This is a genomic window from Epilithonimonas sp. (assembly GCF_032055105.1).
Taxonomy (GTDB): Bacteria; Bacteroidota; Bacteroidia; order Flavobacteriales; family Weeksellaceae; genus Epilithonimonas.
In genome coordinates this window covers 18,690-31,501 of record NZ_DAMBRK010000019.1, presented here as the reverse complement: position 1 = coordinate 31,501, position 12,812 = coordinate 18,690, and the positions used below count along the sequence as shown (strand labels likewise).

At 33.7% G+C, this 12,812-nt stretch carries 12 protein-coding genes; 8 read left to right on the top strand and 4 right to left on the bottom strand.

Annotation, left to right across the window (positions count from 1 at the left end):
• Window positions 1-24 precede the first annotated feature (24 nt).
• The 7 genes from RTY06_RS14250 (at window position 25) to RTY06_RS14220 (ending at window position 7,635) form a co-directional block, all read left to right on the top strand.
• Window positions 25-2,343 (top strand): DUF5686 family protein, encoded by a 2,319-nt coding sequence (locus RTY06_RS14250; RefSeq protein ID WP_312825645.1) that lies wholly within the window; start codon window positions 25-27, stop codon window positions 2,341-2,343.
• 223 nt (window positions 2,344-2,566) lie between these two features.
• A complete protein-coding gene (locus tag RTY06_RS14245) occupies window positions 2,567-3,694 on the top strand; it encodes a lactonase family protein (RefSeq protein ID WP_312825644.1) in 1,128 nt (375 codons plus the stop codon).
• Between the two features lie 20 nt (window positions 3,695-3,714).
• A complete protein-coding gene (locus RTY06_RS14240) occupies window positions 3,715-4,338 on the top strand; it encodes a hypothetical protein (RefSeq protein ID WP_312825643.1) in 624 nt (207 codons plus the stop codon).
• A gap of 85 nt (window positions 4,339-4,423) precedes the next feature.
• On the top strand, window positions 4,424-5,194 hold the full coding sequence (gene rsmA / locus RTY06_RS14235) for a 16S rRNA (adenine(1518)-N(6)/adenine(1519)-N(6))-dimethyltransferase RsmA (protein ID WP_312825642.1): 771 nt from the start codon (window positions 4,424-4,426) through the stop codon (window positions 5,192-5,194).
• 42 nt (window positions 5,195-5,236) lie between these two features.
• Window positions 5,237-6,124 carry an EamA family transporter gene (locus tag RTY06_RS14230; protein WP_312825641.1) on the top strand — a complete coding sequence of 296 codons (888 nt, stop codon included), beginning with the start codon at window positions 5,237-5,239 and terminating at the stop codon, window positions 6,122-6,124.
• A gap of 302 nt (window positions 6,125-6,426) precedes the next feature.
• Entirely contained in the window at window positions 6,427-6,936 is a 510-nt protein-coding gene (gene idi / locus RTY06_RS14225) for an isopentenyl-diphosphate Delta-isomerase (RefSeq protein ID WP_312825640.1), read from the top strand.
• 42 nt (window positions 6,937-6,978) lie between these two features.
• Window positions 6,979-7,635, top strand: a complete 657-nt coding sequence (locus RTY06_RS14220; RefSeq protein WP_312825639.1) for an NAD(P)H-binding protein — start codon at window positions 6,979-6,981, stop codon at window positions 7,633-7,635.
• 34 nt (window positions 7,636-7,669) lie between these two features.
• On the opposite strand, the gene galE is transcribed toward RTY06_RS14220, so the two are convergent.
• Window positions 7,670-8,689 (bottom strand): UDP-glucose 4-epimerase GalE, encoded by a 1,020-nt coding sequence (gene galE, locus RTY06_RS14215; RefSeq protein WP_312825638.1) that lies wholly within the window; start codon window positions 8,687-8,689, stop codon window positions 7,670-7,672.
• 21 nt (window positions 8,690-8,710) lie between these two features.
• Window positions 8,711-9,838 (bottom strand): DegT/DnrJ/EryC1/StrS family aminotransferase, encoded by a 1,128-nt coding sequence (locus RTY06_RS14210; protein WP_312825637.1) that lies wholly within the window; start codon window positions 9,836-9,838, stop codon window positions 8,711-8,713.
• Between the two features lie 128 nt (window positions 9,839-9,966).
• Between RTY06_RS14210 and RTY06_RS14205 the strand changes: the two genes are divergently transcribed.
• Complete coding sequence (locus RTY06_RS14205) at window positions 9,967-11,574, top strand: S8/S53 family peptidase (protein WP_312825636.1); 1,608 nt, start codon at window positions 9,967-9,969, stop codon at window positions 11,572-11,574.
• A gap of 55 nt (window positions 11,575-11,629) precedes the next feature.
• Here RTY06_RS14205 and RTY06_RS14200 read toward each other — a convergent pair whose 3' ends face one another.
• Window positions 11,630-11,806: a histone H1 gene (locus RTY06_RS14200; protein WP_116037278.1), complete on the bottom strand. Its 177-nt coding sequence runs from the start codon at window positions 11,804-11,806 to the stop codon at window positions 11,630-11,632.
• Between the two features lie 104 nt (window positions 11,807-11,910).
• Window positions 11,911-12,711 (bottom strand): Cof-type HAD-IIB family hydrolase, encoded by an 801-nt coding sequence (locus RTY06_RS14195; protein ID WP_312825635.1) that lies wholly within the window; start codon window positions 12,709-12,711, stop codon window positions 11,911-11,913.
• Between the last annotated feature and the right edge of the window lie 101 nt (window positions 12,712-12,812).

Sequence of the window (12,812 nt, the reverse complement as noted above, 5' to 3'; positions counted from 1 at the left end):
TAAAAAATTAGTTTTAATAGCTTAATGTTCGAAGACTCGATGTTTGATAAAAAATTTATTCTTTCATTTTTTCTGATTTGGTGTTCCGGTTTGCTTTTTTCGCAAATCGAAAAGGAGAACGAAATTGAAAGTGTCGTTATAAAATCTGTAAAAAAGTATAAGAATAAGAAGGAAAATCCTGCTTATGCAATTATGCAACAAGTTTGGAAAAAGAAAAAATCCAACGGACTTCTTCTACACAAAGACTACAAGTACAAAACTTATGAGAAAATCGATTTTCGATTAGACAATATCGACAGTTCTTTTACAAAAAAGAAAGTTTTCAGAGGTCTGGATTCTATTATTTTCAAATACAATGACACTTCCGAGATTGCTGGGAAAGCTGTTTTGCCACTTTTCATCACAGAAAGTATTTCTCAAACTTACGGAAAAAATGCCCCTAAAAAAGAACGAAAAGATCTTCTGGCAATAAGAAATTCCGGACTTAAGAATAATCAAATCGTTGCAAAGACGATTCAGAATATGTACAAGGATATCAACATTTATGATAATACCATTAATTATCTGAATCTTGGTTTCACAAGCCCTGTTTCCACAGATGGTTTCGGTGTTTTTGATTATAATATCACCGACACGATTGAGATAAACACAGTCCGAAGCTACGAAATCCGATTCACTCCAAAAAACCCTGAAGCATTAGCTTTGAAAGGCAGACTTTATATTTCGATGGACAAATATAATGTGATGAAAGTGGAGATGCAGACCAATAAAAGAATTAATATCAATTTCGTTAAAAATATTGCGACGGATTTAGAATTTGATAATCCAGATGATTCTACTTTCATCCCGACTAGAAATGAGACTACGCTTAATCTTGTCCTTAATGATAGAGATGGTGCAAAAAGTGTGATTGCAAAACGCGTTGCCAATTATTCTGAATACGAATTCGATAAAGGGATAGAAGATTCTTTCCTTAGTAAAACATATATTCCTGAGGACTACCTAGTTGAGAAAGACGAAAATTATTGGTTAGAAAACAGAACCGAAAAACTGACCGACGGCGAACAGAATATCTACAAAATGTATGACGAACTGGAAAATGTTCCAAAATACAAACGGATTGTAAAACTGGTTCAGATTGGGAATACCGGTTATATCCACTTCGGAAAATGGCTGGATTTTGGAAATATTTTTCAAACTTGGGGATATAATGATATTGAAGGTTTGAGACTGAGAGCTGGCGCCAGAACTTACTTTGGAAAGAATGATATGTGGAGAGTCCAAGCTTATACTGCTTACGGTTTCCGTGATGAAAAATGGAAATTTGGAGGTGAAGCAAAATATATGTTCAACAAAACCAATCGTTTCCAAATTGGTGGAGGTTATAGACAGGATGTTCTTCAACTTGGAGTTCAATTGACGACTGATGAAGGAATTATGACACGTTCATTCGCTTCTTCTTCTGTTCTTAACAGTGGTGAAACAACGTCTATGAGTTCTGTTAAACAATATAATTTTTTCACCAGTATAGAACCTTGGAAAAACTTCCAAATCAAATTGGATGCAACCACACAAAACATCAGATCTGCCGATTCTAACCTGTTTAACATTGATTACTACAGACAAGGCGTTCTTCGAAATGATTTGAATGATACAAAACTAACAACAACTTTGATTTTTAGACCAGGAATCAAATTTTCTACTTACGGAGTTGATCGTTATGAAATGACAGCCCTGGCAACCAATCCATCTTTGATTCTAAAATACACAAAAGGAGTTGGAGGCGTTTTTGATTCTGATTTTAATTATAATAAGCTTCAGTTTTACTATTATCAGCCTGTGATTTTAGGAAATTGGGGAAGATTGTTTGCGAATGTGGAAGTTGGTAAAAACTTTGATGCACTCCCACTCGCTTTGCAAAATGTTTTGCCTGCCAACCAATCTTACGGTTTGGTGAGAGGTGTTTTTTCTCTGATGAATTATTATGAATTCGTTGCTGATTCTTATGCCGTTTTATTCTTAGAGCACCATTTCAACGGAAAGATTTTGTCTCAGATTCCATTAATTAAAAAATTGAAATTAAGAGAAGTAGCATTTTTCCGTTCCGGAGTCGGAAGCTTGAAACAAGAAACCATTAATATGAATGCTGGAAGTATCAACCTGACTGCACCTAATAAACCTTATTACGAATATGGTTTCGGGATTGAAAATATCGGTTGGGGAAATTTCAGACTTCTAAGAATTGACTTTAACTGGAGGGGAAATTATCTCAATCATAAGACAACAGCTAATGAAAATGTTAGAAAATTTGGCGTTCAGTTTGGTTTCCAGATGAATTTTTAGGAAATTTGTTGAAAGACAGTTCTTTCTTAAATCTAAAAATTGAATTAAACACAAAGAATTTCAAAGGAAAAAGAATTTATTAAAAAACTAAGAAAATCAAGAAGTTGATTTTTAAGGCTATTTAAAAATTCAAAGCTTCTTCAGACATCAATTTATTGATACTTTGGAAACTTTAAACTTTTAAAATTCTTTGCGTCTAATAATTTAAAAAATTAAAACCTCAATGAAAACCCAAAAAATCGCTCTCTTATTAAGTTTCTTGATTTTCAATCAACTATTTTCTCAAAGAGAATTTGTATTTTTTGGTTCTTACAATTGGAAAAAAGGTGCAGAAGCGGTGTATGTTTATGAACTCGATACAGAAACTGGAAAACTCACTAAAGTTGCTTCATCTTCTGATGTTATCAATCCTGGATATATAACAGTTTCTAATGACGGAAAATACGTTTATGCCTCATCCGACGCCAAAACTCCAAATTATGGAACAGTAAGCTCCTTCGCTTTTGATGCTGATAAAAAATCTTTGACTTTCCTTAATCAACAAAAAACAGGAGGCGAAAATCCGGTTTACGTAAACGTTGATAAAACTGGAAAATGGCTCATTAATGTAACTTATAATCAACCAACTATTTCCGTCTTTCCACTTCTTGAAAATGGAAAAATAGATTCGATAGCACAACATTTTAAATTCACAGAAGGAAGCGGTGTTAATCCAACAAGACAAGAAAAATCGCATACACATTCTGCAGTTTTTACGCCAGATTATAAGACGGTTTTGTTTGCAGATTTAGGCGCTGATAAAATACTGCAATATCCTTTTGACCTCAATCAGAAACAACCTTTGCTTGACAGTAAAAGTTCTTTCATCAATACAAAACCCGGAAGCGGTCCAAGACACATTACTTTCAGTAAAGATGGGAAAATAGCTTACTCGATTGAAGAATTGGCTGGAATGATTTCGGTTTATGATTTTTCTGAAAACAAACTGAAAGAAATCCAGAGAATTGCAACACATCCAGATAAAATTAAAGATGGTTTTGAAAGTTCTGATGTTCACATTTCTCCGGACGGAAAATTTTTATATGCAACCAATAGAGGAAAGGAAAACAACATTGCAATTTTCAAAGTTTTGAATGATGGAAAATTAGAATCTATTGGTTATCAGAAAACAGGCGGGAAACATCCAAGGACTTTTGCGATTGATGAAACTGGAAAGTTTATGATTGTGACGAATGTTAATTCTCAGGATGCCACAGTTTTCAGAAGAAATCTGGAAACAGGAATGTTGAAAAAAGTTGGAAAGCCTGTAAAAATTAGTCATCCGACTTGTGTAAAAATTAAGATGTATTGATTTAATAAAAAAATCAACTTATGCTGACCAAACAAGAATTAACAAAAATCTATACTGAGTTTGATAATTCTGAGATTATCAAACTTGCAACTTTTGAATCAAAAAAATTAACCGACTTAGCAATTCCAATTCTAATTGATGAAATTTCTAAGAGAAACCTTGGTACAGATTTGTTAGATTGGGTTCATTTAGAAAGAAATTTTTTCAAAGGAACAGAATTAGAGATTTTAAAATCAAAAATTAACACTTCTGTATGTTCAAACTGTAAAATCTTAAAAAATGATATTAAAGGATTTTACATTCATCATTGTTCATTAACCCACAATCCAAATAAATCAAATCTTATTTTATGTGAAAAATGTGGTAAAAAAGCTAGAACTAAAAATTATATTATTTCTGCAACATTTGGATGGATTTCAACTCGTGGGATATTAAAAGTTCCATTTTATTTTCTCGGAGAATTATTTGATAGCTTCTTCAGACAAAAACAAAGTAGAAAAATCATAGAAGAATTTATCTTTGAAAACACTGGATTAATTAGAAAATTAGGGAATGATAGAGTAAGCGAATTGATTAATCAAAACAATGACTATCAATTAAGTTTAAAAAGAGATAATAGAGATTATATTTTGGAATTATTTTAATTCAAATTTCATCTGCGACTTTTTTATAATTAGATTCTAAACTATTCTTACAACTTTGCGTTAAATATAATTCTATCTTTGCAAAATGGACGTTAGAGCAAAAAAACATCTTGGTCAACACTTTCTTACAGACCAAAATATCGCACGTAATATTGTAGATTCACTTTCTTTGGAAGGTTACAAAAAAGTTTTGGAAGTCGGTCCGGGAATGGGCGTTCTTACGAAATTTCTTCTTCAAAAAGATGCTGAAATCTATGTGGCTGAAATCGACCAAGAATCTATCGTCTATCTTAAAAAACATTATCCGAAGCTTGAAGAGCAACATTTTGTTGGTGACTTTCTGAAAATCAATATTCCGGAGGTTTTCAATGAAGAATTGGCTGTGATTGGGAATTTCCCCTATAATATTTCGTCTCAGATTTTGTTTAAAATCATTGATAATTACACTTTGATTCCGGAAATGAGCGGAATGTTCCAAAAAGAAGTTGCCGAAAGAACCGCCGCAAAACCAAGAACAAAAGATTACGGAATTTTGTCTGTTCTAGTTCAGGCTTATTATGATGTTGAATATCTTTTCACAGTTCACGAAAACGTCTTCAATCCGCCACCAAAAGTAAAATCCGGCGTTATCCGAATGACCAGAAATCAGAAAGAAGGATTAGCGGGAAACGAGATTCTTTTCAAACAGATTGTAAAAGCAGGATTTGGACAAAGACGTAAAAAGATGAGTAATGCTTTGAAAGTTCTTGGCATTCCTGAAAATCTGAAATCTCATCCTTTCCTTAATATCAGAGCAGAAGAATTGTCTGTTGCTGATTTTATTGCTTTTGCGAATGAGTGGAAGGAAAATTTATAAATTAAAACAAATTTTTATTTATACAAAGACAGAATCAAATAGATGGCTGATGTAATTTTGGTGACGATTGCGGTTATATTGAGAGTGATTTCAAATCCTTTGGCTAATGTCTTTCAAAAGCAATTGACAGCTAGAAAAAATCATCCATTAATTGTCAATTTTCTGACTTACTTTTTTCTTTCGGTTTTCTGTTTTGTTCTTTTGATTTTTATTAAAATTCCCACTCTTGGAAATAGCTTTTGGCTCTACTCTATTCTTGGAGGAATTATGGGCGCTTTGGGAAATGGTTTTCTTGTGAAAGCTCTTGATAAAGGAGATTTGTCCGTTCTTGGTCCAATTAATTCTTACAAATCGGTTGTCGGAATTATATTCGGAATATTTCTACTTTCGGAGATTCCGAATGTTTGGGGAATCTTGGGAATTGGATTGATTATCTATGGAAGTTATTTTGTTTTGGATTCTCCTGACGAAAAATTCTCTTGGAAACTTCTGAAAAAACAGGAAATACAATTCAGGATTTGGGCAATGATTCTTACAGCTATTGAAGCTATTTTTGTTAAGAAAGTTATCTTGGCTTCTTCAACTGTTTTAGCATTTACGAGTTGGTGTTTCTTCGGAGCTTTGTTTTCTTTTATATTCTTATTTTTCTATAAAATCCCCATTAAAAACGAACTAAACAAAACATTAAAAATTGAGAATCTGAACAAGTTTTTTTCCCTGATTATCTGTATCGGAATAATGCAGTTTACGACCAACTATATTTTTGATTATATGCCTGTTGGTTATGCGTTATCATTATTTCAGCTTTCAACGATTGTGAGTATTATTTTTGGATATAAGTTCTTTCAAGAAAAAGGAATTCGGAAAAAGGTAATCGGTTCTGTTATTATGATAATTGGCTCTGTTTTGATTATACTTTTGAAAAATTGAATTTTATTTCTTTTAAATTTCTCGCAGATTGAGGTGATTTGGCTGATTTTATTTTTAATTTCTATAATGATTTAGCAGTAATTTTTGTCATTTCGTAGAAATCTAACCTTACTTCTAGAGATTCCTACGGAATGACAAACCGTGTATTTTTGAGCAAATGTTCTAATAAAAGACAAAAGCCCTAGCCCCGATTGTAGTGGAAATCCTTTTTCTTTTCTTTCATATAAGGAAAAGAAAAAGATTGCAACGGAAAGCGGGATTAAGCTCCTAAAAATTAATTCTAAAATCCTTATTTTTGTTCTATGGAAAAAGTGGTATTAGTCAATCCTCAGGATGAAGTTTTGGGACAAATGGAAAAAATGCAGGCTCACGAAAATGGTCTTTTGCATCGTGCATTTTCGGTTTTTTTGTTCAATGAAAAGGGAGAAATGCTTTTGCAAAAACGTGCCAATGAAAAATACCACTCGCCAAACCAATGGACGAACGCGTGTTGTTCGCACCCAAGAATCGAGGAATCCTATCTGGATGCAGCAAAAAGACGTATCAAAGAGGAATTGGGAATCGATTGTGAGTTGACAGAGAAATTCCATTTTATCTACAAAGCGGATGTTGGAGACGGGCTTTGGGAACACGAATTGGATTATGTTTTTACAGGAAACTTTGATGGGGAATTTGATTTGAATCCTGATGAAGTTTCGGAAATCCGATATGTTTCTATTACTGATTTGCAACAGGAAATTGCTGAAAATCCGGACAACTTTACGGAATGGTTTAAAATCATTTGGGCGGAATATCGTAATCAGTTGAATTAATCCAAGAAATATTCCTTAACTTTATTATCAAATCTTACGTGTATGAAAGCTTTGGTAATTGGTGCAACTGGCGCTACAGGAAATGACCTTGTAAGTCAACTTTGTCAGGATTCGGATTTTGATGAGATTAATATTTTCGTGAGAAGACGGTCTGATTTTCATAATGAAAAAGTCAAAGCGCACATCGTAGATTTTGACCAGCCTGACGAATGGAAACATCTTGTGAAAGGTGATGTTGTTTTCTCTTGCCTCGGAACGACTTTGAAATCGGCAGGAAGCAAAGACAATCAGTGGAAAATAGATTATGATTATCAATATCAGTTTGCTAAAGCTGCGAGAGAAAACGAAGTGGATGATTATATTTTAGTGTCTTCTTATGGCGCAACTCCTGATTCGAAAATCTTCTATTCCCGAATGAAAGGCGAATTGGAGGAAGCCGTGAAAAACTTGCATTTCCCCAAAACAACCATCTTCAAACCAGGAATGCTAGAACGAAAAAACACAGATAGAAGTGGTGAAGTCTATGGTTTGAAAACGATTAAATTCCTCAATAAACTAGGACTTTTCAAAAATCAACAACCATTGCCAACTGAAGTTCTTGCAAAAGCAATGATTGTCGCATCGAAGATAAAATCTAATAGTTTTTCTGAAGTTAAACTCCATAGTATTTTCAGTTTTGCTGAGAAGAGAACGCAATAAAAAAATCCAATCAGAGTTGATTGGATTTTATGTTTTAGTTATTTCTGTCTTTAAGATATTTTTGCCATTCCCAAGTGGTTTTGAGCGCTTCTTCCAGAGATGTTTCAGATTTCCAGTTGAGTTCTTTTTCAGCTTTACTTGGATTTGCATAAGCAATGGTAATATCACCTTCTCTTCTTGGGCAAATCTGGTAAGGAACTGCCACTTCATTTGCCAATTCAAAAGCTTTCACCACTTCCAAAACTGAAGAACCTTTTCCTGTTCCTAGATTATAAATATCCAGAACTGTTTCTTCATCTGAATGAATCAATTTTTGCAATGCAGCCACGTGTGCTCTTGCCAAATCTACAACATAGATATAATCGCGAACGGCTGTCCCATCTTCCGTAGGATAATCATCCCCCCAAACACTCAGTTTTTCTCTGATTCCAGCCGCAGTTTGCATTACATAAGGAACCAAATTATTAGGAATTCCTATTGGTAATTCTCCTAACAAGGCAGAAGGATGCGCTCCAATGGGATTGAAATATCTCAATAAAGAAACTCTTTTATTGTAAGCTTTGGAAAAATCTTTCAATATATCTTCACCAAAACTTTTGGTTTTACCATAAGTGGATTCTGGTTCTTTGAGTGGTGTATTTTCATCAATTGGCATTTCGTCCGCTTGACCATAAACCGTACAAGACGAGCTGAAAATAAAGTTGGAAATATTTCTTTCTTTAAATTCCTGAAGAACATTAATCAATGAAAACAGATTGTTCTCATAATAATCCAAAGGTTTTATCATACTCTCTCCTACTGCTTTTGAAGCCGCAAAATTGATACAACCTTCGATATCGTGTGCATCAAAAACTTGTTTCAGCAACTCCTTTCTTCTAAGATCAAAAGGATAAAAAATTGGACGTTTTCCGGTTATTACCTCAATATTATCAAGAATGAATTTTTCCGAATTGGATAAATCATCAACAATGATGACATCAAAATTGTGATTAATGAGCTCTACAACTGTGTGTGAACCAATGTAGCCGAGACCACCTGTTACGAGTATGGACATAGTTTTTATAAATGTTGGAGATTAGTTATTGAAAAACTCTAAAACGGAATCTGTAATGTACTTTAATTGTTCTTCATCCAACTCTGTATGCATTGGAAGAGAAATTACTTGATCCAATAATTTATCCGTATTCACAAAATCTGCAGGATTACTATCTTGAAAATACGCTTTTTGCTTTCTAAGAGCAACCGGATAATAGATCATCGCAGGGATTTCTTTCTCTGATAAGAATTTTTGCAATTCATTACGCTTTCCGTTTAGTATTCTTAGAGTGTATTGATGAAAAACGTGCGTTGAATTTTCTGCTCTTTTTGGCGTTAAGATATTTTCATTTCCAGCAAAAACTTCATCATAATAATCAGCTGCTTTTCTTCTAGCATCGTTATAAGAATCTAGATGTGGCAATTTTTTTCTCAAAATTGCAGCTTGAATACTGTCTAATCTGGAATTAACACCAACCTCATCGTGATAATAACGTTCATACATCCCGTGGTTCACGATTCCTCTTAGTCTGTGAGCCAATTCATCATCATTAGTAAAAATTGCACCTCCATCTCCATAACAACCTAAGTTTTTGGAAGGAAAGAAAGATGTGGTTCCAATTGTTCCCATTGTTCCAGATTTTTTTTCAGTTCCATCAGAGAAAATAAAATCTGCGCCAATGGCTTGTGCATTATCTTCAACCACATAAAGGTTATGTTCCTTGGCAATTTTCAGGATTTCTTCCATATTTCCACATTGTCCGAAAAGATGAACAGGAATAATTGCTTTTGTTCTTGGAGTAATTGCTTTTTTAATAGCTTCTGTGTCAATCGTAAATGTATCATAATCCACATCTACTAAAACAGATTTTAGCTTTAATAAATGAATCACTTCCACAGTTGCTGCAAATGTAAAATCTGCTGTTATCACTTCGTCACCATCTTTCAAGTCAAGAGCCATAAGGGCAATCTGAAGAGCATCTGTCCCATTAGCACATGGAATCACGTGTTTTACATCCAAATAATTTTCAAGGTCTGATTGAAAGGATTTGACTTCTGGACCATTTATAAAAGCTGCCGAATCCATTACATTAAGAACGGCATTATCAACTTCACTTTTTATCTTATAATACTGGCTTTGTAAATCAACCATTTGGATTTTCTTCATAATCTAATATTTAAATTTTGTTGCTCAAGAAGTTATCATTTTATTTTTTCAAAGGCTTTCTTGAGCAAAAACATTATTTTGTAAATTTACATTTATTTATTTGTTTAAAAAATCAAATCCTCCTAAACGTGAGAAAAATCTTTACAATTTTATCATTTGGCTTTTCTGTAGTAATTAATGCTCAAACCGAATTAGTTTTTGTTTTCTTCAAAGATAAACCTAACAAAGCATCTTTTTATGCAAACCCTTTATCAGAATTAACCCAAAAATCTCTGGACAGGAGAACCAACCTCGGAATCCCTCTTGTTGATCAGGACGCACCTATAGAACCTAGTTATATCCAGAATGTTAAAGATTTAGGTTTTACAGTAACAGATTATTCAAAATGGTTGAATGGTGTTGCAGTCAATGCTACTACAGAACAGATCCAGACATTATCCCAGCAGAGTTATGTAGATCATGTAGAAAGTTTTGTAAAAAATCCCAACGGAGGAAAACGTAATGAAAAAATGAATAAATTCGATGCGTTTGATTCTGAAAATACAAACAGAGATGCTTTGACAACTTTTAATTATGGGAACAGCTTGTCTCAGATCAATCAAATCAACCTTCGTCCATTGCATGTTGCTGGCTACACCGGCACGGGAGTTTCTATTGCTGTGATTGATACAGGGTTTCCTTATGTCAATACAGGCAGTGCCTTTAAAAGAATGCGAGATAACGGACACATCAAAGCAACTTATAACTTTGTGAATAAAACATCTTCTGTCTATACAACCTCACTCAATTCTCATGGTGCTATGTGTCTGGGTATTATTGGTGGATATATAGACGGGACATTTGTAGGAGCTGCACCAGATGCAGACTTCTATTTGTACGCAAGTGAAGATGCTGCTAATGAAATCCCAGAAGAACAACTCTACTGGATAGAGGCTGCAGAAGAAGCTGATAGACAAGGTGTAGATGTTATTTCTACGTCTTTAGGTTATTCTGAGTTTGATGACAGTCGTTATGATTATACATATGATGATATGAATGGTACAACCACTTTTATCTCCAGAGGAGCTCAGATTGCTAGCGAAAAAGGGATTCTTGTATTAATTGCTGCTGGAAATGAGGGGCAAAAGGCATGGCACTATATCTCTGCTCCTGCAGACAATGCTAGTATTTTTACCATTGGTGCAGTTAACTCTGCTGGAAGCTCATCCGGATTTTCTTCTTTTGGTCCCAATTCTGCAGGTGTTATAAAACCTGATGCAAGTGCAAGAGGCACTTCCACCTATTACGCTTACAACAACTCTTCTGATTATGGGAACGGAACTTCTTTCGCTACACCTTTAGCTGCTGGTGGCGTTGCGTGTCTATTACAATCTGTCCCTAACACAAAACCTAGAGAGATCATAAAGCAAAGTCTAAGACAAAGTTCATCTCTTTATCCTAACTATACAGACCAGATGGGATACGGAATTCTTAATTTTTATAAAAATTATCAGACACTGGCTACAAACGATATAAAAAAAATAGATGTTAAAATCTATCCTAATCCGGCAAAGGATATGATTAATATTTTGGCAGAAAAACTGGTAACCTCAGTTGAAATTTATGATTACCTAGGTAGATTAATTAAAACCGAGAACACGAACAAAATTAATGTATCCCAACTTGCCAAAGGTAATTACCTCATCAAAATAAAAACTGGAGATCAGGAAATAGTAGAAAAATTCATTAAGGAATAAAGTTACACAAATAAAAAACCCTGTTAGATGCAGGGTTTTTCACTTTTAAAAGCTTTTATTTCTTAGATTCTTCAACAGAAACTTTTCTGAAATCTTTGAATAATTTGCTTAACTCCAAAGCAGATTTTCTTGCTCTTGTTCCAGCAGCTTTGTTTCCTTTCTCAGCTTGTTGGTTTGCTTCGTTAGAAAACGCTTCGAATTCTGCATTGATTTTTTCAATAAGTTCTTTCATAATTTTTAAAGTATAAAGTATTAAACTGGGTTGCAAATATAGTAGTTTATATCATTTTTCAATTGAATTATGAAATTAATTTTATGGTGTTCTGCAGGACATTTTTAATTATTCCCAAGATAATCCTTTACAATTTCAAGAACTCCAAAACTATCATTAGAAGCTGCCTCAAAACTAGCCGTCTCTTTTACAAACGGATGCGCATTTTCCATAGCATAAGAATAACTCGCTTTACTCAGCATTTCTATATCATTCATATAATCACCAAAAGCCATTGTTTCCTCTGGTAAGATGTTCAAAGATTTTTGTAATTTTTCAAGAGCAATACCTTTGTTGATATTTTGATTCATGACATCTAGCCAATATTTACCAGAAACTACTGCTTTCAAATTAAATTCTTCAAACTGTTTCAAAATCGGATACAAATTCTTCTCCGATCCATCTGGATGATAAACAGCAATTTTAAACGCAGTGTCATCAATCACCTCTGTCAAATCCTCAACTTTCTGATTCTTGGTATAATATTGTGTGAAAAAATCGATAAATCCCTGATCTTCCGTTTCGTAATAAGCTTGTTTCTTTGCAGAAAGAACAGCTCTTGCACCAGGGATCTCACGAACAGCTTTGATAATTTTCACCACAAGATTGTGATCCATTTCATCAGCAAATAGTTCTTGATTTTTGTAAACAATATAACCTCCGTTTTCTGCAATGAAACCTATCTCATTCTCTATATCTCCAAAATATTTTGTAATTCCTGGCATTTGTCTTCCGCTGGCTGGCACAAACAAAATCCCTCTGTCTTTAAGTTTCTGATAAACTTTGGGAAAATCTGGACTCACTTCATAATTAGAATTAAGAAAAGTCCCATCCATATCAGTTACTATTAATTTTATCTCTTTCATAAAGGATTATTTTTTATTCAATTTCCAAAATCTACAGTACAAATAACCGTAAAAGATTCCGAAAAAAGAAATTCCGAACCCAAGTCCGGAATTAAATTTTT

What these genes read in the sequence shown, in the direction of transcription:
- RTY06_RS14250 (WP_312825645.1), top strand. Translation starts at nt 25, where the DNA reads ATGTTCGAAGACTCGATGTTTGATAAAAAATTTATTCTTTCATTTTTT.
- RTY06_RS14245 (WP_312825644.1), top strand. Translation starts at nt 2,567, where the DNA reads ATGAAAACCCAAAAAATCGCTCTCTTATTAAGTTTCTTGATTTTCAAT.
- RTY06_RS14240 (WP_312825643.1), top strand. Translation starts at nt 3,715, where the DNA reads ATGCTGACCAAACAAGAATTAACAAAAATCTATACTGAGTTTGATAAT.
- rsmA (WP_312825642.1), top strand. Translation starts at nt 4,424, where the DNA reads ATGGACGTTAGAGCAAAAAAACATCTTGGTCAACACTTTCTTACAGAC.
- RTY06_RS14230 (WP_312825641.1), top strand. Translation starts at nt 5,237, where the DNA reads ATGGCTGATGTAATTTTGGTGACGATTGCGGTTATATTGAGAGTGATT.
- idi (WP_312825640.1), top strand. Translation starts at nt 6,427, where the DNA reads ATGGAAAAAGTGGTATTAGTCAATCCTCAGGATGAAGTTTTGGGACAA.
- RTY06_RS14220 (WP_312825639.1), top strand. Translation starts at nt 6,979, where the DNA reads ATGAAAGCTTTGGTAATTGGTGCAACTGGCGCTACAGGAAATGACCTT.
- galE (WP_312825638.1), bottom strand. Translation starts at nt 8,689, where the DNA reads ATGTCCATACTCGTAACAGGTGGTCTCGGCTACATTGGTTCACACACA.
- RTY06_RS14210 (WP_312825637.1), bottom strand. Translation starts at nt 9,838, where the DNA reads ATGAAGAAAATCCAAATGGTTGATTTACAAAGCCAGTATTATAAGATA.
- RTY06_RS14200 (WP_116037278.1), bottom strand. Translation starts at nt 11,806, where the DNA reads ATGAAAGAACTTATTGAAAAAATCAATGCAGAATTCGAAGCGTTTTCT.
- RTY06_RS14195 (WP_312825635.1), bottom strand. Translation starts at nt 12,711, where the DNA reads ATGAAAGAGATAAAATTAATAGTAACTGATATGGATGGGACTTTTCTT.